22 protein-coding genes are annotated in these 21,880 nt (G+C 62.5%); 11 read left to right on the top strand and 11 right to left on the bottom strand.

The genetic code is table 11. The features are described 5' to 3' along the window. Positions 1 to 9: 9 nt before the first annotated feature. Positions 10 to 1,065, bottom strand: a complete 1,056-nt coding sequence (locus tag NKJ57_RS00315; protein WP_023754226.1) for a sugar phosphate isomerase/epimerase family protein — start codon at positions 1,063 to 1,065, stop codon at positions 10 to 12. 399 nt (positions 1,066 to 1,464) lie between these two features. On the opposite strand from NKJ57_RS00315, the gene NKJ57_RS00310 reads away from it, so the two are divergent. From NKJ57_RS00310 to NKJ57_RS00290, 5 genes are all read left to right on the top strand, one after another. Beyond that, positions 1,465 to 2,352 carry a sugar phosphate isomerase/epimerase family protein gene (locus NKJ57_RS00310; RefSeq protein WP_023669836.1) on the top strand — a complete coding sequence of 296 codons (888 nt, stop codon included), beginning with the start codon at positions 1,465 to 1,467 and terminating at the stop codon, positions 2,350 to 2,352. 9 nt (positions 2,353 to 2,361) lie between these two features. Then, positions 2,362 to 3,531, top strand: a complete 1,170-nt coding sequence (locus tag NKJ57_RS00305) for a mandelate racemase/muconate lactonizing enzyme family protein (RefSeq protein ID WP_023683009.1) — start codon at positions 2,362 to 2,364, stop codon at positions 3,529 to 3,531. Positions 3,532 to 3,533: 2 nt separating this feature from the next. Then, positions 3,534 to 4,250, top strand: coding sequence for a FadR/GntR family transcriptional regulator (locus tag NKJ57_RS00300; RefSeq protein ID WP_023686625.1), 717 nt, complete (start codon positions 3,534 to 3,536; stop codon positions 4,248 to 4,250). A gap of 85 nt (positions 4,251 to 4,335) precedes the next feature. Continuing rightward, on the top strand, positions 4,336 to 5,316 hold the full coding sequence (locus tag NKJ57_RS00295) for an NAD(P)-dependent oxidoreductase (RefSeq protein ID WP_023686626.1): 981 nt from the start codon (positions 4,336 to 4,338) through the stop codon (positions 5,314 to 5,316). A gap of 3 nt (positions 5,317 to 5,319) precedes the next feature. Further along, a complete protein-coding gene (locus tag NKJ57_RS00290) occupies positions 5,320 to 5,697 on the top strand; it encodes a hypothetical protein (RefSeq protein WP_023692018.1) in 378 nt (125 codons plus the stop codon). Between the two features lie 22 nt (positions 5,698 to 5,719). On the opposite strand, the gene NKJ57_RS00285 is transcribed toward NKJ57_RS00290, so the two are convergent. Further along, a complete protein-coding gene (locus NKJ57_RS00285) occupies positions 5,720 to 7,015 on the bottom strand; it encodes an amidase (protein ID WP_023692019.1) in 1,296 nt (431 codons plus the stop codon). A gap of 116 nt (positions 7,016 to 7,131) precedes the next feature. Between NKJ57_RS00285 and NKJ57_RS00280 the strand changes: the two genes are divergently transcribed. Next, positions 7,132 to 7,479 carry a GFA family protein gene (locus NKJ57_RS00280; protein WP_352510254.1) on the top strand — a complete coding sequence of 116 codons (348 nt, stop codon included), beginning with the start codon at positions 7,132 to 7,134 and terminating at the stop codon, positions 7,477 to 7,479. A 2-nt stretch (positions 7,480 to 7,481) separates the two neighbouring features. Here NKJ57_RS00280 and NKJ57_RS00275 read toward each other — a convergent pair whose 3' ends face one another. Continuing rightward, positions 7,482 to 8,390, bottom strand: coding sequence for an SDR family oxidoreductase (locus NKJ57_RS00275; protein ID WP_352510253.1), 909 nt, complete (start codon positions 8,388 to 8,390; stop codon positions 7,482 to 7,484). 95 nt (positions 8,391 to 8,485) lie between these two features. Here NKJ57_RS00275 and NKJ57_RS00270 point away from each other — a divergent pair, with 95 nt between their 5' ends. Beyond that, the gene (locus NKJ57_RS00270) at positions 8,486 to 9,064 is read left to right on the top strand and encodes a TetR/AcrR family transcriptional regulator (protein ID WP_352510252.1); all 579 of its coding nucleotides are present in this window, start codon (positions 8,486 to 8,488) and stop codon (positions 9,062 to 9,064) included. A 38-nt stretch (positions 9,065 to 9,102) separates the two neighbouring features. Here NKJ57_RS00270 and NKJ57_RS00265 read toward each other — a convergent pair whose 3' ends face one another. The 7 genes from NKJ57_RS00265 to NKJ57_RS00235 form a co-directional block, all read right to left on the bottom strand. Beyond that, complete coding sequence (locus tag NKJ57_RS00265) at positions 9,103 to 10,188, bottom strand: ABC transporter ATP-binding protein (RefSeq protein ID WP_023669844.1); 1,086 nt, start codon at positions 10,186 to 10,188, stop codon at positions 9,103 to 9,105. Next, positions 10,188 to 11,291, bottom strand: a complete 1,104-nt coding sequence (locus NKJ57_RS00260) for an ABC transporter ATP-binding protein (RefSeq protein WP_023683000.1) — start codon at positions 11,289 to 11,291, stop codon at positions 10,188 to 10,190. The genes NKJ57_RS00265 and NKJ57_RS00260 overlap by 1 nt, the downstream gene beginning before the upstream one ends. Further along, positions 11,288 to 11,509, bottom strand: coding sequence for a hypothetical protein (locus NKJ57_RS00255; RefSeq protein WP_023669846.1), 222 nt, complete (start codon positions 11,507 to 11,509; stop codon positions 11,288 to 11,290). The genes NKJ57_RS00260 and NKJ57_RS00255 overlap by 4 nt, the downstream gene beginning before the upstream one ends. Continuing rightward, positions 11,506 to 12,465, bottom strand: a complete 960-nt coding sequence (locus NKJ57_RS00250; protein WP_023682998.1) for a carbohydrate ABC transporter permease — start codon at positions 12,463 to 12,465, stop codon at positions 11,506 to 11,508. The genes NKJ57_RS00255 and NKJ57_RS00250 overlap by 4 nt, the downstream gene beginning before the upstream one ends. A gap of 1 nt (position 12,466) precedes the next feature. Next, complete coding sequence (locus NKJ57_RS00245) at positions 12,467 to 13,372, bottom strand: carbohydrate ABC transporter permease (RefSeq protein WP_023682997.1); 906 nt, start codon at positions 13,370 to 13,372, stop codon at positions 12,467 to 12,469. Between the two features lie 67 nt (positions 13,373 to 13,439). Further along, a complete protein-coding gene (locus NKJ57_RS00240) occupies positions 13,440 to 14,756 on the bottom strand; it encodes an ABC transporter substrate-binding protein (RefSeq protein WP_023669849.1) in 1,317 nt (438 codons plus the stop codon). 358 nt (positions 14,757 to 15,114) lie between these two features. Beyond that, a complete protein-coding gene (locus NKJ57_RS00235; RefSeq protein ID WP_352510251.1) occupies positions 15,115 to 15,798 on the bottom strand; it encodes a TetR/AcrR family transcriptional regulator in 684 nt (227 codons plus the stop codon). A 111-nt stretch (positions 15,799 to 15,909) separates the two neighbouring features. Between NKJ57_RS00235 and NKJ57_RS00230 the strand changes: the two genes are divergently transcribed. The 3 genes from NKJ57_RS00230 to NKJ57_RS00220 are packed head-to-tail and all read left to right on the top strand — an operon-like array spanning position 15,910 to position 18,392. Continuing rightward, positions 15,910 to 17,103 (top strand): Tm-1-like ATP-binding domain-containing protein, encoded by a 1,194-nt coding sequence (locus NKJ57_RS00230; protein ID WP_352510250.1) that lies wholly within the window; start codon positions 15,910 to 15,912, stop codon positions 17,101 to 17,103. 13 nt (positions 17,104 to 17,116) lie between these two features. Further along, the gene (locus tag NKJ57_RS00225) at positions 17,117 to 17,971 is read left to right on the top strand and encodes a phosphoenolpyruvate hydrolase family protein (protein ID WP_023820488.1); all 855 of its coding nucleotides are present in this window, start codon (positions 17,117 to 17,119) and stop codon (positions 17,969 to 17,971) included. 4 nt (positions 17,972 to 17,975) lie between these two features. After that, positions 17,976 to 18,392 carry a cupin domain-containing protein gene (locus tag NKJ57_RS00220; RefSeq protein WP_352510249.1) on the top strand — a complete coding sequence of 139 codons (417 nt, stop codon included), beginning with the start codon at positions 17,976 to 17,978 and terminating at the stop codon, positions 18,390 to 18,392. Between the two features lie 170 nt (positions 18,393 to 18,562). Here NKJ57_RS00220 and NKJ57_RS00215 read toward each other — a convergent pair whose 3' ends face one another. Then, positions 18,563 to 19,753 carry a M24 family metallopeptidase gene (locus tag NKJ57_RS00215; protein ID WP_352510248.1) on the bottom strand — a complete coding sequence of 397 codons (1,191 nt, stop codon included), beginning with the start codon at positions 19,751 to 19,753 and terminating at the stop codon, positions 18,563 to 18,565. Between the two features lie 364 nt (positions 19,754 to 20,117). Here NKJ57_RS00215 and NKJ57_RS00210 point away from each other — a divergent pair, with 364 nt between their 5' ends. Beyond that, on the top strand, positions 20,118 to 21,722 hold the full coding sequence (locus NKJ57_RS00210) for an ABC transporter substrate-binding protein (RefSeq protein WP_352510246.1): 1,605 nt from the start codon (positions 20,118 to 20,120) through the stop codon (positions 21,720 to 21,722). The last annotated feature ends 158 nt before the right edge of the window (positions 21,723 to 21,880 follow it).

Here is a 21,880-nt window from a genome sequence, read left to right as displayed (position 1 = left end):
CTGCTTGTCTCAAATACCCATCATGGCGCGCAGCATCTTCTTGTCGGTGGCGCCGCCGGCGAAATCATCAAAGGCCTTTTCCGTCACCCGGATAATGTGGTGCTGGATGAAGGGCGCGCCTTCGGCCGCGCCGTCCTCCGGATGCTTGAGGCAACACTCCCACTCCAGCACCGCCCAGGAATCGTAGCCATACTGGGTAAGCTTGGAGAAGATGCCGCCGAAATCGACCTGCCCGTCGCCAAGCGAACGGAATCGCCCCGCGCGATTGGTCCAGCTCTGATAGCCGGAATAGACGCCTTGCCGCCCCGTCGGATTGAACTCGGCATCCTTGGCATGGAAGGCCTTTATCCGCTCGTGATAGATGTCGATGAATTCGAGATAGTCGAGCTGCTGCAAAAGGAAATGCGACGGGTCGTAGTTGATGTTGCAGCGCTTGTGACCGCCAACCGCATCTAGGAACATCTCGAAGGTTGCGCCGTCGAAGATGTCCTCGCCAGGATGGATCTCGTAGCCGACATCGACGCCGTTTTCGTCATAGACGTCCAGGATCGGCTTCCAGCGTGTGCCGAGCTCGGCGAAGGCCTCCTCGATCAGCCCGGCCGGCCGCTGTGGCCAGGGATAGAGGTACGGGAAAGCTAGGGCGCCGGAAAACGTCACCGAGGCTTTCAGGCCAAGATTCTTCGAGGCCTTGGCGCCGAACTCCATCTGTTCGACCGCCCATTTCTGCCTGGCCTTGGGGTTGTTGTGCACCGCAGGCGGTGCAAAGCCGTCGAACTGGGCATCATAGGCCGGGTGCACCGCCACCAGCTGCCCTTGAAGATGCGTCGACAGTTCGGTGATCTCGACGCCGGCATCCGCGCAGATGCCTTTCACCTCGTCGCAATAGGTCTTGGAAGATGCCGCCTTCTTGAGGTCGAACAGGCGTGCATCCCAGGTCGGGATCTGCACGCCCTTGTAACCGAGACCGGCCGCCCATTTGGTGATCGAGGCCAGCGAATTGAACGGCGCGGTATCCCCCGCGAACTGCGCCAGAAACAGCCCCGGACCCTTCATTGTCGACGGCATCGGCATCCTCCCAATTCATTTTTCCAAGGACCAAGCATAGCGTCTGATGAAAGCAGGGCCAGCCTCTTTGGTCTCTCGTGATGTGCATTCTCGTATCGGCATTCTGGTATTACCAAATACCGAAAATGGGTCAAGCCATTTGACTCACGCACAAAGCTGCTAGGGCATTCCATTTTTGGCGATATATACCAGCATAATCAATACGGTACACAGATGCCGATATCGCATGGCGGCGGTTCTTGCCGCGCGACAAAAATTGCTGTAGACCTCCATTAGGGCCCAATTGGTCGAACCAGTTGCGCAAAAACGCTGGAGCGCCTTGGGGAGGAAACACGCGACGCGCCTTGTGGGGCGCATCGCAGGCGAACTGGCACAGACGAATTCTGGGAAGGATAGACCATGCATCTTTCGACGCACAACTGGATGCGCGCGGAACCGTTGGAGGTGACGCTGAAGCGCATCAAGAAATTCGGCTACGAGTCGATCGAGATTTCCGGCGAGCCCGAGCAATACAAGACCAAGGAGACCCGCGCGCTGCTGAAAGAATACGGCATCCGCTGCTGGGGGTCGGTGACGCTGATGCTGGGCGAACGCAACCTTGCCGCCAGGGACCAGGGCCAGCGCGAACGCTCGGTGCAGTACGTCAAGGACGTGCTGACCATGGTCAGCGAACTTGATGGCGAGATCATAACGCTGGTGCCCGCGACCGTCGGCAAAGTGGTGCCGGACGGCACCGAGGAAGAGGAATGGAAGTGGGTGGTCGACGCCACCCGCGAATGCTTCACCCATGCCAAGAAGGTCGGCGTCAAGATCGCGGTCGAGCCGCTCAACCGCTTCGAGACCTATTTGTTCAACCGCGGCGCGCAGGCGTTGGCCCTGGCCGATGCGGTGAGCCCCGAATGCGGCGTCTGCCTCGACGCCTATCACATCCATATGGAAGAATTTAACGTCCATGACGCGATCCGTCAGGTCGGCAAACGGCTGTTCGACTTCCACGTCGCCGACAACAACCGCTTTGCCGCCGGCCTTGGCCAGATCGATTGGCCACGGATCGTGCAGACGCTGAAGGAAGTCGGCTATGACGGCGCGCTGACCAACGAATTCGTCGCGCCCGTCGACCGCACACCCGCCGCGCCCTATCCCGACATGGTCGACCGGAATCCGGTCGACATTTCTCCCGAACAGCTGAAGTTCATCCAGGATCACGGCTCCAGCGTGCTGACGGAGAAATTCTACACCGACCAGATGCGCATCACGGCCGAAACGCTGCTGCCGCTAATCAAGTAGCCGATCGGGATGCGCATCAAAACGGTCCAGGCGTGGTGGGTCCGCGTGCCGATTGAGGCCGCGAAGCAGCATCGCAGCGACTTTGGCCAGGTGACGACGTTCGACGCCGCCATCCTGCGCATTGAGACTGACGACGGGCTGATCGGCTGGGGCGAGGGCAAGAACGCCGCCGGCAGCGCCGGCAGCTATGGTGCGCTGGTCTACATGCTGAATCACGAGGTCGGGCCGCAGCTGATCGGCCGCGACCCCGCCGACATCGGCATGATCTGGGAGATGCTCTACAACGGCGTGCGCCATGACAGTGCCGCGCGCGCCGGCCATGCCATGCCGCAGCTGGCGCGGCGCGGCATGAGCATTGCGGCAATCAGCGCCGTCGATATCGCGCTCTGGGATATTCTGGGCAAGTCGTTGGGACAGCCGGTGTGGCGGCTCATCGGCGGCCGCAAGCTCGACCGCATGCCGGCCTACGCCTCCGGCGGCTGGGCTGCCGCCGACGCTATCGGCGAGCAGCTCAAATCCTACATCGCCAAAGGCGGCTTCAAGGCGCTGAAGATGCGCGTCGGCGCCATGGACGGCGCCCCGCACATTTCCGCCGCCCGCGTCCGCGCCGCACGGCAGGCGCTCGGTCCTGACGTCGAGTTGATGGTCGACGCGCACGGCACCTATACGGTGGCCGAGGCCAAGCGCTTCATCAGCCTGGCCAGCGATCTCGACCTCGCCTGGTTCGAGGAGCCTGTTATCGCCGACGACAAGGCTGGTATGGCCGAGGTGCGCGCCTCGGGCTCGATCCCGATCGCCACCGGCGAAAGCGAAGCGACGCGCTACGCCTTCCGCGATCTCGCGGTGCTGAAATCCGCCGACATCTTCCAGCCGGATCCGGCCTTTTGCGGCGGTATCAGCGAGGCGATGAAGATCGGCACCATCGCCAGTGCCTTCAATCTGCGCTTTGCCCCGCATCTGTGGGCCGGCGCCCCATGCTTCTTCGCCGGCCTGCATGTTTGTGCGGCCTCGCCTGCCAGTTTTACCGTCGAATATTCGCTCGGCGCCAACCCGATGATCCACGATCTTATCGAAGAGACTGTCGAAGCAAGGGACGGTATGATAGCGATCCCTGAAAAGCCGGGTCTGGGATTCACCATTTCGGAGCGGTTCCTGGAGGCGCACGCGCAACGCGGTTGACGATGAAAGAAAAGAACCTTCTCGCCGAGCTCGCCGCCTATCTCTTCGCCCATTCGGACAAGGAGACCGGCCGCACGCCTTCGGAGCGCGAACTGGCGGAGCATTTCGTCGTCAGCCGCGGCCAGATCCGCGAGGCGCTGGCCATCCTCGAGGCCATGCGCATCGTCGAGCGCCGCGCCAAATCCGGCATCTATGTCGACACCAGGCAGGCCAGTGTAGAAGCCTTGGCTCTTTTCGCCCGCGCGGGCCTGCCGCTCGATCCGGTGCAGATCTACGAGACCGTCGAACTGCGCAAGATCCACGAGATCAAGGCCGCCGAACTTGCCTGTTCGCGTGCCACTGAAGAGAATTTCGAACGCCTGCGGGAGATCCTGAAAGCCTCGGAGGAGTGCATCGCCGCCGGCGAAGGCCTCGCCAAGGAAGACCGCGAATTCCACCTCGAAATCGTGCGGGCGACCAAGAACGGCGTCTTCCACAATATCTGCAGTGTCTATTACCTGATGGGCGAGCAGCGGCTGCCGATCTACTTCAACGATCCCGAGCGCTCAGTGCGCTCGCATGCCGAGCATATCCAGATCTACGAGGCGCTGCTGCGTCGCGACGGCAATCTCGCCCAGGCGCTGATGAGCGCCCACCTGCAAGGCGCGGAAAGCTACTGGAAGGGGATCATCGAGGGCCGGGAGGCGCAAGCGCAAAGCCTGGCACTTGAGAAGGTCTAGTGCAATTCCAGGAAAGGTGTGAAACGGTTTTTCTGGGAAAAGCGCGCGGCGCTTTCCTTTGAGAATTGCGACTAGCGAGAGCCCCATGCCCAGAATCCTGTCGACGCACACGCTGCACCCGCGTGCCTCCGCCATGCTGGCGGGCGCCGGCGAACTCGTCGTCGCCTCAGCGCTCGATGCGGCAACGCTGACCGCCGAGGCGAAGCATGCCGACGTCATCATCGTTCGCGCACCGCTGCCGCCGTCGCTGTTCGAAAACGCCACGAAACTCAGAGCAGCGGTCCGCCACGGTGCCGGGCTCGACATGGTGCCCATGGAGGCCGCGGCCGCGGCCGGCGTGCTGGTCGCCAACGTGCCGGCGGTCAATGCGCGTTCGGTCGCCGAATATGTGATGTTCGCGGCCCTTGCCCTGCTTCGGCGCTTCCGTTCGGTCGACCGCGACTTGCGCGCCAAGGGCTGGAATGCCGGCCGCGACCATGCCAGCCATGCCAGCGAGCTTGCCGGCAAGACCATCGGCATCATCGGCTTCGGCGCCATCGGTCAGGCAGTCGCCCATATCGCCGCGCACGGCTTTGGCCTCGACGTCGTGGCGACGACCCGCAGCATGCAGCCGGCACCCGACAGGATCGGCTTCCTGTCGATCGATGCGCTGATCGAACAGAGCGACATCATCGTGCTCTGCTGCCCGCTGACGCCGGAAACGCGCGGCCTGATCAGCCGCGAACGCATTGCCCGCATGAAGCCGGACGCGCTTTTGATCAACATTTCGCGCGGACCGGTGATCGACGACGAGGCGCTGATCGAGGCCTTGCGCCAAGACCGGATCGGCGGCGCCGCACTCGACGTCTTTGCCACGCAGCCGCTGCCGGCAAACCATCCCTATTTCGGTTTCGACAATGTTATCGTCACCCCGCATATGGCGGGGATTACCGAGCAATCGATGATGCGCATGGGCGTGGGCGCGGCCGGCGAGACCTTGCTGGTGCTGGCCAACCGGCTGCCTGTCAATCTGCGCAATCCCGACGTGGTCGAGCATTACCGCAGACGGTTCCCGGCGGACGCGTGAACCATGTCCGGTTTTCGCTTCGCATCTCTGGTTCTCGCAGTGTCGTCGATCGTGGCCTTACCTTCGCTCGCGGCGGCACAAAGCAGCGATTATGTCTATTGCAGCAATGGGATCGTCTGCATGATGGCGCCCTGCCCGTCAGGCAATGCGCTGGATCTGACCACCGGCAATGTCGTTAAAGGCGTGGAGCTCAACACTACGGAATTGCCGCCGCTGGACAGATCGGCACCTGACCTCTCCGACAAGCTTTATGCTGGAAAACTCGTCGTCCGAGGATCGATCCAGCATCGCGGCCAGCCGAACGATCCGCCGATGCTGGTCGTTACCAAAATCGAACGCTCCTCCAAGAAAAGCGAGCGCAAGCGCTGCGCGGCACGTTGACTGCCGACCTACGGCTCGCTGCCTATCGGAGCAGCCGCTCGACTTCAGCCGCGATGCGCAGCAGATGGTGGTCGTGGCCATTGCGCGCCACCAGCATCAGTCCGGCCGGCAGCGTCATGCCGGGCATCGGCAGCGAGATCGCGCAGAGGTCGAACTGGTTGGCGACCTGGGTATTGCGCAGCAGCAGACCTTCGGTGCGTTCACGCAGAGCCGTATCCTCGGCCATCGAAACGATAGTCGGCGCTGTCACCGGCGTGGTCGGCAGAGCTAGCACATCGACCGAACCCAACCGCTCGTCCATGGCTATGCACAGTGCCGCGCGACGACGCATTGCCCTGATATAAACCGGCGTCGGTATGGCCGCCGCCCGCGACAGCGGCCCGCTGACATGGGGATCGACCGGCACCGATGCGCCCGTCGCCAGCCAGTCGGCATGGATTTCAGAACCTTCCATGGCCGCGATCGAGCCGCGTTTGGTGGCCAGGCGCAGATCGGCAATGAGGTCGTCGATCGAAATGTCCGTGAGCCACGCGCCTGCCTGCTCGATCCCGGCAAGGCTGCGATCGAACGCGGCGGCAATCTCCGTTTCCGTGTCTTCGAAAAGCAGGCCGCGCGGAATGCCGACACGAAGCCCGGCAAGCGCTAACGGCAGGGGCAGTTGCGGCATCTGCTCGCCCGTCATCGCGGCGTCAGCCAGGGCACACGCAGCAACACTCAGCGCCAGCGGCCCGATCGAATCCAGCGTCGCGGAAAGGGGATAGGCACCAGTCAGCGGCACGCGCCGCGCCGTCGGCTTGAAACCGACGACGCCGTTCAGCGATGCCGGGATGCGCACCGAACCGCCGGTGTCGGAGCCGATGGAAATGTCGCTCGTCCCCTCGCCAACGGACACGGCGGCGCCCGACGACGAACCGCCTGGAATGCGGCTGGTGTCGGCGGCATTGCCCGGTGTGCCGTAGTGCATGTTGTCGCCGATAGCGGTGAAGGCGAATTCGGTCATGTTGGTCTTGCCGATGATGACGGCGCCGGCCTGGCGCAGACGGCTGACGACCGCAGCGTCGTGCCGACGGGGCGCGGTGTCCCTCAGCATCAGCGACCCGGCCGTGGTCGGCTCGCCGGCGACATCGAACAGATCCTTGATCGACACGATGGTGCCGTCGAGCGGCCCGAGCGATACGCCGGCCTTCTTGCGCGCATCGGTGGCCTCGGCCGCTGCGCGCGCCGCCTCGGCATAGAGTTTGGTGAACACCTTCTCGCCTGCCGCGCAACTGGCAAGACGTGACAGGATGATCTCGAGACGATCGCGGATTGATTGCATGTCGATGTCGGATTCCGTCAAGGTGGAGCGTCTTTAAGGCATATGGGCCGCTAGGTCAGCGGAAGGAATAGCCCGGACAGCGTGCCTTTGCACCTGCCAGCGATAGGAAGGGACTGATGCTGTACAAAGGCAGCTGCCACTGCGGCAAGGTTGCGTTCGAATTCAAGGCGCAGCTGACCGGCGCCGTGCGGTGCAATTGTTCGATCTGCTCGCGCAAGGGCGCGCTGTTGGCCGCCATCCCGCATGACAGCCTGACGGTGCTGGCGTGGGGCGACGATCTCGGCACCTACACATTCGGCAATCATGCAATGGCGCATCGCTTCTGCCGCACCTGCGGCATCCATCCCTTTGCCGAGGATGTCAGTCAGGGCAACGAACGCAGCGCCTACATCAACCTCAACTGCGTTGCGGATATTGATGCTGCCGGTCTGTCGATTTTCGACTTCGATGGCCGCTCGGTCTAAGCTTACCGGTAACCCGCGGCATCGGCGGGTTTGCCGGCGTCCTGTACCTCCGGAACATAGCGCCAGGCGTCCGGGCGTGAGCCGTCGAGATCGGTAAAACCATAAATCTGCGCCAACCCACCGCTGGACAGCGACTGGCCGTTCCAGCGCGCACGATCCGGATCCGCCGCAAGCGACGCGACCGCGCGGCCGACAAAGCGCGGCGTTTCGGAAATGACGAAATGCGGCACGTTGGCGGTGGCGTCGCGCCAATTGTCTTCGGTGACGCCAAACGCCTCCAGCATCATTTCGGAACGCAGCCAGCCGGGCGTCAGCGACACCGAGGTGGCGCCATGCGCAGCAAGATCTTTGGCGTGTGCCCATGCCATGCGGTTCACCGCGACCTTGGCGAGATCGTAGAACGGCGACAGCCGATAGTGATCGGCATTGTACTCGGCGGTGCCGTCAGTGACCTCGACCAGCAGCCCGCCCGGCCGCTCGATCATCAGCGGCAGCGCATGATGCGCGGTGATCAGATGCGTGTCGATGCCGAGCCGCAACAGGCGCAGGCCGTTTTCCAGATTGTGGTCCCAGACCGGCTTATTCCACTCGAACAGCTTTTCGCCGCCCCAGATATCGTTGACCAGAATGTCGAGCCGACCCTGTTCGGCCCGGATGCACTCGACCAGACTGCGCACATCATCAGTCACCATATGATCGACTTGCACGGCAATGCCCTTGCCGCCATGCGAACAAACCAGCTCCGCCGTCTCCTCGATGGTTTCGGGCCGGGCATAGTCGGATTGCTGGCTGCGTGTGGTGCGCCCGGTGACATAGACGGTGGCGCCGGCGGCGCCGAGTTCAACCGCGATCCCCCGCCCGGCACCACGCGTGGCGCCGGCGACCAGGGCGACCTTTCCTTGCAACGTCATGGTAGTCTCCCAACCGAATCTATCGACCAAACCGATCTGGCTTACGCCGCTCGCATTATATATAAATGATTATTCGGTTATATTGAGATGTCAAGGTGACGCGACCAAAAACCAAATCCGACGAGCAGGTGCTGGAAGCCGCGTTGGGATTGATTCACGAACATGGACCCGAGGCGCTCACCTTCGAGCGGCTGGCAAAGGCGTGCGGCCTCTCTGGCGCAACACTGGTGCAGCGTTTCGGCAACAAGGCGCAGCTGAAGCAGCGCACCTTGCTGCAAGCGTGGGACTGCCTCGATGCCAAGACGAGGGAACTCGCAGCCACCGTTCCCAAAACGCCGGCCGGCGCGATCGAATTGCTGGTGGGGCTGTCGCAGGGCTACGGCGGCATCGAAGCCTACGCCGAGGGCCTGCTCGTCCTGCGCGAGGATCTGCGCGACCCCGTGCTCAGGGCGCGAGGCGCCGCCTGGAAAGCGTTCCTGAGCGAGGCCCTTGCGGCTTGCTTGGCCGGAACGCCCGACACCCCGCGCGACATCGGCCTGCTGATGGCATCGCATTGGCAGGGCTCACTGCTGTGGTGGAGTTTTGACCCGACGATCGAGGTGGCCACCTATGTCGAGGAAAGCCTCAAGTGCTTCGTTGCAGCCATCACCAAAACAGCGGCCCGAAAACCGTGATGGGCCGCTGCGCAAGCTGGGAGTGGATGTAGTCTAAATTAGCTGGCGTGCCGCAAGCTCACGCCGCTGCCCTTGTCGAACAGCACCACCTTGTCCTGATTCCAGGCAAAGCGCACCGGCTGCTCGATCTGGACATCGGTTCTGGCCGGCACCGTGGCGCGCAGCGTCGTGTCGCCGACCCGCAGAGTCAGGATCTTTTCCACGCCATGGTTCTCGACATCGTGGACGCGTGCCTCGACCGGCGCACCGCTTTCAAGATACACATCCTCAGGTCGAATACCGAAGACGAGCGGGCGACCGTCGGTCGCACCGCCCGCCTTGGCACCCCCAGAGAAAGGCAGTTCGAAATTCAGCGGCGCCATCACCGCGCGGCCGTTGACCAGCTTGCCATCGATCAGGTTCATCGGCGGCGAGCCGACGAAGCTCGCCACATAGGTATCGCGCGGATTGTTATAGATCTCGTGCGGCGTGCCGGTCTGGATGATGCGGCCATGGTTGAGCACGCCCACCTTGTCGCCCATCGACATCGCCTCGATCTGGTCGTGGGTGACGAACAGAAAGGTGGCGCCAAGCTGGATCTGCAGGTTCTTCAGTTCCGTGCGCAGCGCCTCGCGCAGTTTGGCGTCGAGCGCCGACAGCGGTTCGTCCATCAGGAACACGCGCGGCTTGCGCACGATGGCGCGGCCGATCGAAACGCGCTGCATCTCGCCGCCGGACAGACGATCGGTCTTGCGGTCGAGCAGATGCTCGATCCGCAGTGTCTTGGCCGCTCGTGCAACACGGTCCTTGATCTCGGCATCCGGCAGCCGACGTATCTTCGGCTTCAGCGGGAATTCGAGATTTTCGCGGACTGTATAGCGCGGATAGAGCGAATATTGCTGAAGCACCAGCGCCACATCGCGCTCGGCCGCACCCCAGTCGGCGACGTCGACGCCGTCGATGAACACCTGACCCTCGGTCGGCTTTTCCAGACCCGCGATCATGCGCAGCGTCGTCGTCTTGCCGGCGCCGGTCTCGCCGAGCAGCACGAAGAACTCGCCATCGGCGATCTCGAGATCGAGCCCGGTCAGTGCGGTGTGGTTGCCGAAGCTCTTGGAAATATTCTTGAGCTGGATATGAGCCATCAGAGCCTCACCTCAAGCGACTTGCCGCTTGCCGTGTCGAAGAAATGTGCTTGCGTCGGATCGATCCTGGCGAAGACCTTTTCGCCCGGGCCGCCGACGAAGCCGCTCTTGGTGCGCGCGCGCAGCATCTTGGAGCCGACCTTGAGATCGACAATGTCGAACGAGCCGAGCGGCTCGACGATCTGTGTCTCGACCGGCAAGAAACCCTCCGCCGCTTCATGGCGCACCAGCACGCCTTCGGGCCGGATGCCGAGCGCCAGCTGGCCGCCGGCATGGCCGTTGAGCTTGGACAAAAGCGTGCGCGGAAATTCGAAGCCGGCGGCAGCGCCACCGACGGTGACCGAGGCCGCCGATGCGGTCTCGGCGATCGCCGCATCGGCGACGTTCATCACCGGGCTGCCGACGAACTGCGCCACGAACAGATTGGCCGGATGCGAATAGACCTCGTCGGGCGAACCGACCTGCTGCAGCACGCCCTCATGCATGATCACGATGCGGTCGGCGAGGCTCATCGCCTCGATCTGGTCGTGCGTGACATAGATGGTGGTCGAGCCCTGTTTGATGTGCAGCCGCTTGATCTCGGCCCGCATCTCTTCGCGCAGCTTGGCGTCGAGGGCGCCGATCGGCTCGTCCATCAGCATCGCCTTCGGCCGCCGCACCAGAGCCCGGCCGATGGCCACACGCTGCATGTCGCCGCCCGACAGCGCCGACGGCTTCTTGGCCAGCAGTTCCGTGATCTGCAGCGTCTTGGCGACCGAGCGCACCTCGCTATCGATCTCGGCCTTGCTCTTGCGCGTCGCGCGCAAGGGAAAAGCAATGTTCTCATAGACGCTCATATGCGGGTAGAGCGAGAACGACTGGAACACCATCGCGATGTCGCGGTCGGCGGCCTTGAGGTGTTGCACCGGCTTGCCGTCGATGAGGATGTCACCGCCGTCGATCGTCTCCAGCCCGGCAACCGCCCTCAATGTCGTCGTCTTGCCGCAACCCGACTGACCGAGCAGCACGATGAACTCGTTGTCGTCGATCTTGAGGTTGAGGTCCTTGATGACCTGGACCGCACCGAAGAATTTCTGGACGCCGCGAAGCTCAATCTGGGTCAATGCTCTGCTCCCGGATTGCGCACCTGGCCGGTACCGGCCTTCTCCGCCGGCGCGATCTTCGAGGTGATGTTGAAGCCGATCAGGCCGATCAGGATGATGGTCACGCCATAGCTGTGCAGCAGCAGGTTCCACGGCTGGCAAAGCGCGATGATGCCGAGGACCATCAGTACCTGAGACCCCGGTTCGAGATATTTCTGGTTGATGGCTCGAAAGCTCATTTGCGGATCGCTCCGAAGGACATGCCGCGCAGCAAATGGTTGCGGAGCAGGAAGGTGAAGATTGCGACCGGCAGCAGGAACAGGAAGGTTCCGGCGGCGATCACCGTCCAGTCGGGCAGGCCGGCGCCGACCTGGCTGGGGATGAAGGGCGGCGCCGTCTGGGCGCGGCGGTTGGTCATGATCAGCGCGAAAGCATACTCGTTCCACGCCGTGATGAAGCAGAAAACCGCAGTCGCGGCGATGCCGGTGGCGGCCTCCGGCAGCACGATCTTGAAGAAGGCTTCCATGCGGGTGTAGCCGTCGACCAGCGCTGCCTCTTCATACTCCTTCGGGATCTCGTCCATGAACCCCTTCATCAGCCACACCGAAAAGGACAGGTTGAAGGCGGTATAAAGGATGATCAGCCCGATATGGGAATCGTTTAGGCCGACGGCCCGGTACATCAGGAACATCGGGATCGCGACCACCACCGGCGGCAGCATGCGCGTCGACAGGATGAAGAAGAGCAGATCCGCCTCCCCCTTCACCTTGAAGCGCGAGAAGCCGTAGGCGGTGAAGGTACCCATGCCGACAGCCAGCACCGTCGAGGTGATGGCAATGATCAGCGAGTTCATGAAGCGGCTCGGATAGCCGGACCATTGCACCTGGCCCTTGCCGTCGCGCACGATCTTTTCACCGCCGTCGAACACGACACGTTCCCACCAGGGTGCCGCCGCATACTCTTCCGGCGACGGCGGGTTGCGCATCTGCGAGCGCTTGGTGAACAGCTTGACGAACGGCGATATCTCGGGCTGGAACACCACCGTCGGCGGGATGGTCGTGGCAAGATTGCGCGGCTTGAACGCCGTCGAGGCGATCCAGTAGATCGGCGCCAGGAAGATGATCGTCACCAAAAGGACGGCGACGATGGCGACGCGATTGAAGCCTATTTCGGAAGAAGTGCGGACGGCGGCCATCTCAGCGCTCCTTCACCTTGTTGAGGTACTTGACGTAGATGTTGGTGATGGCCAGCACCATGATCAGCACGATGTAGGCGAGCGCGCAGGAGCGCCCGGTCTGCCATTCCTGGAACGCCATCTTGTACAGCCGGATCGAGATCAGCTCGGCCGTCGGCTGGCTGGTCAGGATATAGGCGAGGTCGAAGGTCTTGAACGCTTCCATGGTGCGGAAGATGACCGCGATCATCAGGATCGGCGCGACCAGCGGCAGCGTGATGCGGAAAAAGGTGTAGAACGGTCCGGCGCGGTCGATCGCCGCTGCTTCGTAGAGATGCTTCGGCACCGCTGAAAGACCGGCCAGCGACAACAGCATGACGAAGGGCGACCACATCCAGATGTCGGTTAGCGCAACCGCATAGAGCGCCATCTTGGGATCCGCCAGCCACTCGAAATTGCCGAGGCCAAGCGCATAGTTGATGACCCCCCATGACGGATCATAGAGCAGTTTCCAGAACAGACCGACGACGGCCATCGACAGCATCATCGGCAGCAGCAGCAGCGTTGTGATGAGACCCTTGAGGGGAATATCCCGGTTGAGCAGCATGGCCACGCCGAAGCCGACGAGCAGCTGACCCGCGACCGAGATGATGACGTACTTCGCGGTGATGGCGAAGTTGGACCAGACATAGGGGTCGTTGAGCAGGTCGCGATAATTCTGCAGCCCGACGAAATTCGCCGGCGCGTTGGTCGACGCGCGGAAATCGGTGAAGGAATAGCCCAGCGAATAGATCAGCGGGAAAATGTTGAAGACGATCAGGAACAGGATCGTCGGGATTATGAAGAGGTTGCGGATCGACATGTCGCTCAAGCCGCGTGCAGCGGCCCGCGAGGAAGTGTCCAGCGTGGTGATCATCGTGGTCGCCAAGACCCTGCTCCCGTTTCGGAAAAAAGAACGGAGGAGGCACGGATGCCTCCTCCGCGAGAAAAGCTGCTTATTGGCCGCGGCCGTATTTCTTGAACGTCGCGTTCCAGTCGCCTGCGAGGGCGTCCAGCGTTTCCTTGGCGGTGCCTTCGCCGCCGATCATGTAGGGATAGACGCGCTGGTTGAGCTGCTGCAGCAGCTCGGCATATTCCGGCACCGCCCAGAAGTCCTTCACCTTGAACATGGTCTCGTAGAAGGCCTTGTTGTACGGCGTGGCGTTCTGGAACTCCTCCGACTTGAGCACGGCGGCGCTGCAGGTGTAGCCGCCGAGCGCCGCCCACTTCTTCTGGGTCTCGTCCTTGATGAACCATTCAAGGAACTTCGTCGCCTCTTCCTGCTTCTTGGAGTAGGAAACGATCGAGATGCCCTGACCGCCGAGTGCGGCGAACTGATCGCCGTTCGGGCCTGGAGGATTGGCGAAGAAGCCGGTGTTCTTGGCGTTCGGGTTCGACGCCTCGTTGATCAGCGAGGGGAAGAACGCGAAGTAGTTCATGCTCATCGCGGCCAGGTTTTCGGTGATCGCCTGATTGTCCTCCACGAAGAACGACTTGGCCCAGCCCGGAGGCGTGAACGTGTAGAGTTCCTTGTAGGCGTCGAGTGCGGCGATTGCCTTGTCGGAGTTGATGAAGCCGTCGACCTTGTAGGTCTTGTAGTCACCCAGTTCGCCGCCGAAGGAGAACAGCGCGTTTTCGAAGCCCATCGCCATCGCGTCATAGGAATTGTCGGTGTAGATGGCGATGCCGTATCGCTTCTGATCCGGCCGGTAGAAGAACTCCGCGATGTCGCGCAGCGCCTTGAAATCCTTCGGCACGTCGAGATCGTAGCCGTACTTGGCCTTGAAGGCTTCCTTTTCCTTCGGGTCCTCGAACCAGTCCTTGCGATAGGACCAGCCGACAGCGTCGCCTTCGAGCGGGATCGCCCAGTACTTGCTGCTGCCGCCCGGATACTCGGCGTAATATTTCACCGTTGCCGGCGCCATCACTTCGCCAAGCTTGTGCTTGTTGAAGAAGTCGGTCAGGTCGACATAGTGGCCGCCGGTCGAGCCGGCGCCGAGCCATTGCGAGTCGCCGACGACCATATCATAGGCGTCGCCATGGGCGTTGAACTCGGTGAAAGCCTTGGTCTGGAAGTCGGACCAGGGCGTGGTTTCCACCGTGATCTTGACGCCGGTTTCCTTCTCGTACTCGTTGCCGAGTTCCTGCAGATAATTGGCCGGATCCCATTCCGCCCAAAAGATGGTGAGCTCCTTGTCCTGCGCGTAGACGGACGTTCCGCAGGCAAGTACTAAGCCGATACCAGCAAGCAGGCTGGTCATTGTCTTGCGCATAATGATTTCCTCCCTTGTGCGCATTCTACCTTGTCATGCTAGCCGGCGGTGAAGCCGGCCTGGTAGTTCCTCCCGAGATCGCACCTTTCCGGTTCCAAGCCTCCTCGCTTTGCCGGAAACTGGATCGCAGCTCTCACTTTCGATCCGCTTTTCTGTCCTGATCTGGTATTACCAATTTTAGATAGCCGTCAAGCTCTTTCTTGGACCACCACCGGACCTTGTATAACCGGATTCTTCATGTATCCGACTGTTTTCCCTTAATTTTCCTACTCGTTGATATAGGAGAGCCTTGTTTCGGCACTGCCATCCCGGTTAACATCAATAGTGGGCATCCAAATCTGGTCGAACCAGATTGGCGCTATTTCGCCAATGCCGCTGTCGGGGCCGCATCGATTTCAGCCGTCGATTCCGCCACCGCGGCGCGCACAAGGGCGCCCGCCGCCCATTGCGCGACCGACCGCATGCCGCGGCTATCGAGCCCCCATATATCCTTCAGCACGATCAGCACTTCGACGCCGAACATCATCGACAGCGCCTGCGCCAGGCGCTTGAACTCGCGCGGCGGCAGCCGGCCCTTGAGCGGTGCGATGGCATCCTTCAGCAGCTGGACGCGATGTCCGCGCGTGAATTGCGGCTCGCCGCCCAGCGTGCCCGCCTGCCGCTGCGCCCATTGGTCGAGCGACAGTTTCAGCGCTGCCTTGAAAGTTGCCTCGAAAGCTTCGATGCGCGGCATGGCGGTATCGAACAATTCGGCAACGCGCCGCCCGGCATCGGTGGACGTCGATTGCCAGGTCAGGATCGGCCCAAGCCCCTCGTCGACCACCGCCTGCACCAGGGCTGCCTGGCTGGGGAAATAGCGATAGGCGGTGGCGCGCGACACTTGCGCCGCCTCCGCGACTTCGCTGACCGACGGGGTGACGCCCGCCTGCATCAGCCGCGTCGCCGTCTTCAGCATCAGCCGTTTTGTGCGGGCCCGTGGGCCGCGTTCGGCAGCCTCGTTGGCGTCGTCGCTCCCAGCGGCTTGTTGACGTGAGACTTCCATGTCAATACGATACGCGCGTCTCAAAAAATTGCAATGACCTTTGCCCACCGAAAGGCCGGCAAAGGGCGACAGGCGGCCCGGCGCCGGTCGGCCGGTGACGGGAGAAACGCGATGAAGCGCATCTACGTGGTGGGCACAGCCGACACCAAGGGCGAGGAACTTGCCTTCCTGGCCGATGCTATTGCCGCCACCGGCAGTTCGGTTGCCCGCGTCGACATCGGAACGCGCGGTGCCACGGTGCCGGTCGATATCCCGGCCAGCGAGGTCGCGGCGCATCATCCGGATGGAGCCAGTGGCATGCTCGGCATCGATGATCGCGGCACGGCAGTGGCCGGCATGGGCGCCGCCTTCACCAGTTTCATTCAGTCGCGCGACGACATATCAGGCGTGATCGGCATTGGCGGCGGCGGCGGCACGTCGATCATCACTGCCGGCATGCGCGCGCTGCCGCTTGGGCTGCCCAAGATCATGGTCTCGACGCTCGCCTCCGGCGACACCGCGCCCTATGTCGACGTCTCCGACATCATCATGATGCCATCGGTCACCGATATGGCGGGACTGAACCGGCTGTCACGCGTCGTGCTGCACAATGCGGCGCAGGCAATCGCCGGCATGGCCGCCAGGCCGGCGCCAGTCGCCACTGGCAAGCCGGCACTCGGGCTCACCATGTTCGGCGTCACCACGCCTTGCGTGACCGCCATCGCGGATCAGTTGCGCGCCAACTACGACTGCATGGTCTTCCACGCCACCGGCACCGGCGGCCGCTCGATGGAGAAGCTCGCGGACTCGGGCCTGCTCGCCGGCGTCATCGACATCACCACGACGGAAGTCTGCGACCTGTTGTTCGGCGGCGTGCTGCCGGCGACGGAAGACCGCTTCGGCGCCATCGCCCGCACCAAGCTGCCCTATGTCGGCTCGGTCGGCGCGCTGGACATGGTCAATTTCTGGGCGCCGCCGACCATTCCCGAGAAGTTTAGGGGCCGGCTGTTTTACGAGCACAATCCCAACGTCACGCTTATGCGCACCACGGCGAATGAATGCCGCGGCATAGGCGAGTGGATCGGCACCAGGCTCGCTCGCTGCGAGGGCCCTGTGCATTTCCTGATCCCCGAAAAAGGCGTCTCGGCACTCGACATCGAGGGCGGCGCCTTCTTCGACCTCGAAGCCGACGCCGTGCTGTTCGATGCCATCGAGCGCACCATCAGGCCGAGCGCCACGCGCCGCGTCACACGCCTGCCGTTGCACATCAACGATCCGGAATTTGCCAAAGCCGCAACCGCGGCCTTCCTCGACATCGCCAGATAGTGAGAGTCAACAAATGCCCGCAATACCGCGCAAGGACATATTGAAGAAGTTCAAGGCGATGATCGCCGACGGCGTGCCCATCGTCGGCGGCGGCGCCGGCACCGGCTTGTCGGCGAAGGCCGAGGAAGCCGGCGGCATCGACCTCATCATCATCTACAATTCCGGCCGCTACCGCATGGCCGGGCGCGGCTCGGCTGCCGGCCTGCTCGCCTATGGCAACGCCAACGAGATCGTCAAGGAAATGGCCTACGAGGTGCTGCCGGTGGTCAAAAAGACGCCGGTGCTGGCCGGTGTCAACGGCACCGATCCCTTCGTCATCATGCCGCTGCTGCTTGCCGAGCTGAAGACGATGGGCTTTTCCGGCGTGCAGAATTTCCCGACCATCGGCCTATTCGATGGCAGCATGCGCCAGAGTTTTGAGGAAACCGGCATGGGCTTCGGGCTGGAGGTCGACATGATCGCCGAGGCGCACAAGCTCGATCTTCTGACCACGCCCTATGTCTTCAACCCCGACGAGGCGCGCGCCATGACAAAAGCCGGCGCCGACATCGTCGTTGCCCATATGGGGGTGACGACCGGCGGCTCGATCGGAGCCACGTCGGCCAAGTCGCTCGACGACTGCGTGGTCGAGATCGACGCCATCGCCAACGCGGCGCGCTCGGTGCGCAAGGATGTCATCCTGCTTTGCCATGGCGGGCCGATCTCGATGCCGGATGATGCCCGCTACATCCTCGACCGCTGCAAGGGCCTGCACGGCTTTTATGGCGCGAGTTCGATGGAACGGCTGCCGGCTGAAGCCGCGATCGCCAGGCAGACGGCGGATTTCAAGGCCGTCACGCCGCACGACCAGAAGAAAAAGAAGGGATGAGATCATGACCGACAAGAGCAAGGTGTTCGTATACCCGAAGGACGTGAGCGCCTTCGGCTTTGACTGGGGCAAGCTGTCGCTGACGGTGGCGCCTGAAGTGAATGGCGCTGAGCGCTTTTCCGGCGGTGTCGTCGACCTGCCCCCAGGCAAGGGCCATACCCGCCACAACCATCCCGGCGCGGAAGAGATCATCTTCGTCATCTCAGGCAATGGCGAGCAGATGGTCGAGGACGAGGAGGGCAATCCGGTCGTCGCCAAGGTCGGCCCCGGCTGCACCATCTATGTGCCGGAAAGCCGTTTCCATTCGACGCTGAATACCGGCGATGGGCCGATGCAGCTCTTCGTCGTCTATTCGCCGGCCGGACCGGAACTGGTGCTGCGGGAGCTGCCGGATTTCAGGCTGATCCCGGCGGGGAAGTAATCGCGAAAGGCCCCCTTCATCCGGCCGCTTCGCGGCCACCTTCTCCCCGAGGGGAGAAGAGGCAGAAGCCAGCGCCGGCGCAAACTCCTCTCCCCTCGGGGAGAGGTCGGATAGCCCCGAATTGCCCTTCGCAATTCGGATGGCAATCCGGGTGAGGGGGTAGCGCCGAGCTAGGCTATCCCACCTCTATTCCACCCCCGTGCCCGATCCCCAAACATCACATACCCCGCATCCGTCACCGCCAGCGTATCCTCCAGCTTGATGAACCCCCGCGTCGGGTGAAGCATGGTCGTCTCCACCGACAGCACCATGTTCGTCTCCAGCGGCTTGGCCGAATAAGTGCCTTCATAGGTGACCGGGTGGTTGGTCATCAGGAACGGCGCTTCATGGGTGATCAGGCCCATGCCATGGGCGAAGAAATCCGTATAGGGCGCGACCTTCGACGCCTTCAGCACGCCCTCCGCGTGCGAAATCATATCGCCGCCGATGGTGCCTGCCCTCACCTTCGAGAACGCCGCCTGCTGCACCGTCTCGACCTCGGCCAACAGATCTTCCAGCTCGGCATCCGGCTCGCCCAAAATGCCCATGCGGCAGAGGTCGCCAATATAGCCGTGATAATTGCCGCCGGAATCGATCGACAGCACCTCGCCCTTTTTCCACGCCTGCGGTGACGCCGCACGGTTGTGGCTGGCGCCCAACGTCAGCAGGCAATATTCGAAATGCGCGCCGCGATTGGTCTCCTCGCGCCGCAGATGCTCGATGATCTCGGCCTTGGTCTTGCCTTCGTGCGCCCACTGGATGGTCGCCAACATGGAATCGGTGATCAGCTCGGAGGCGATGCGCAGCTTTTCCAGCTCGGCGTCCGTCTTGATGGCGCGCATGCGCTCCAGCATATCGGTCGCGTCGATCAGCTTCGCGTCCGGCAGCGCCTTGCGGATCAGTGCATAAGCATCGGACGGCAGGAAGGCCGGCTCGATGCCGATGCGGGCGCCTACCTTGCCGATTTTCGTCACGTGCTCGACCGCAAGATTGGCAGCATCGAGCGTGCCCCAGCAGGCGGCATGCAGCGTCGGCGTCCAGAACGGGCTGTTCTGGTGCTCGGCGCCTTCCATGCGGTTGCCGATGTAGGCGGCATGATCGGGCCCACCCTTTTCATAGACGACGACAGGCAGGTAACGGCTATGGCCGATCGCATCCATGGCGGCAAAGAAGATGAACTTGTAGCCGCCGAGCAGATACTGCGTGTTGTGCTTGGACGTCGCGAGCAGAACATCGATGCCGGCCTCTTCCATCAGCCGGTCGACCCTCGCCTGGTCGAACGGGATATTGCTGACGGCGCTCTTGCCCGGGGCAATGTTCATTGTTCTCTCCCTGATTTCCGTGGGATCGCCGATCGTGCAGCGGCCGATCCCTTGGCTTTCGATCAAATCTGCACCATTTCGTTAACTCTGGTCCAGCCAGAAACAGGTTGGATTGCTTCGGCAGGCTGTCACCACTCGTCATTGCTGCACGCTCAGGCAGTCTGGTCCTACCAGAATACCAGAATGAAAGGGCCACCTCTAAAACTGGTCCAGCGGACGAAAATTTCAAAGCCAAGCAAGGATGCGCCAATTCCGTCTCTGGCGAAACCCTTGGCAAGGGTCATAATCGCCGCGAGGATGCTGGCGGGTGCGGCCAGCTTCGAGGGGTGCGCCCATCTGGTCGCGGAGAGGACGGAGGTTGATCATGTCGGATATTTCCAGACGCACGCTGCTTGGCGGCTCAGTTTTACTGTTGGCCTCCACCGCCATGCCCACATTCAGCTGGGCGCAGACGCCGAAGAAGGGCGGCCGCCTCGTGCTTGCCGCCGATTCCGAGCCGCGCAACCTCAATCCGGCCATCGTCGCCTCCAACGGCGTCTTCTTCATCTCCAGCAAGATCGTCGAAACGCTGGCCGAAGCCTCGTTCGAAGGCAAGGACGGACTGGAACCCCGCCTTGCGCTCTCCTGGGAAGGTGCTGCCGATGGGCTGTCGGTGACCTTCAAACTGCGCGACGGCGTCAAATGGCATGACGGCGAGCCGTTCACCTCGGCCGACGTCGCCTTCTCCGCGCTGCAGATCTGGAAGCCGCTGCAGAATCTCGGCCGCACCGTGTTCAAGGATCTGGCCAGCGTCGACACCCCTGACGATCTGACCGCCGTCTTCAAATTCGCCAAGCCAACGCCGTTCCAGCTGATCCGCAACGCGCTGCCGGCGCTGTCAAGCGTGGTGCCGAAGCACATCTACGAGGTCGGCAAGATCGAGGACAACCCGGCCAACAATGCACCCATCGGCACCGGGCCGTTCAAGTTCGGCGAATACAAGGCCGGCCAGTATTACAAGCTGACCAGGAATGCGGATTACTGGGCCAAGGACGAGCCGTATCTCGACGAGATCATCTACCAGGTGCTGCCCGACCGCACGTCGGCTGCAGCGGCGCTCGAGGCCGAAGAGATCCAGCTCGCCGCCTTCTCCGCCGTGCCCCTGGCCGACCTCGACCGCATCTCCAAGGTGCCGGGCCTGAAGGTGATCTCCAAGGGCTATGAGGGGCTGACCTATCAGCTCGTCGTCGAGATCAACCATCGCCGCAAGGAACTGGCCGACGTGAAGGTCCGCCAGGCGATCGCGCATGCCATCGACAAGGACTTCGTCGTCAAGACGGTGTTCCTCGGCTATGCCGCCACCGCCACCGGCCCGGTGCCGAAGAACGATCCGCAATTCTACACTGCCGACGTGCCGATCTATCCATTCGACGTCGCCAAGGCCAACGCCTTGCTCGACGACGCGGGGTACAAGCGCGCCGATGACGGCAAGCGTTTTGCGCTGAAACTCCTGCCGGCACCCTATTTCAACGAGACGAAGCAGTTCGGCGACTATCTGCGCCAGGCGCTGGCGGCAATCGGCATCGACGCCGTGATCGTCAACAACGACTCGGCCGCGCACATCAAGGCCGTCTACACCGACCACGCCTTCGACCTCGCCGTCGGCCCGCCGGTGTTCCGCGGCGACCCGGCGATCTCGACCACCATCCTGGTGCAGAGCGGCATTCCCGACGGCGTGCCGTTCTCCAACCAGGGCGGCTACAAGAACGCCGCGCTCGACGCGCTGATCGCCAAGGCTTCGGAGACGCTGGATACGTCAGCGCGCACCGACCTCTACAAGGAATTCCAGAAACAGGTCGCGGCGGACCTGCCGCTGATCAACGTCGCCGAATGGAGCTTCATCAGCGTGGCGCGCGAGACGGTGGGGAACATCGCCAACAACCCGCGCTGGGCGGTTTCGAACTGGGCGGACACGTATCTGGAATCGTGACACATTTGCGCGGATGAAAGTTCGCAAAGAAATTGGTGTGAAGGCATGGCGTAGGGCCGCGTTTCGTCACACCCCCCTCTGTCCTGCCGGACATCTCCCCCGCAAGGGGGGAGATCAGCAGCTTCGCTGTCGCGTACATTCGGCATCGAAGATTGGCG

Origin of the sequence: Mesorhizobium sp. M0077 (genome assembly GCF_040322955.1) — a bacterium.
Taxonomy (GTDB): domain Bacteria; phylum Pseudomonadota; class Alphaproteobacteria; order Rhizobiales; family Rhizobiaceae; genus Mesorhizobium.
The sequence above is the reverse complement of the archived record's forward strand: the minus strand, read 5'-3'. Positions and strand labels throughout refer to the sequence as shown.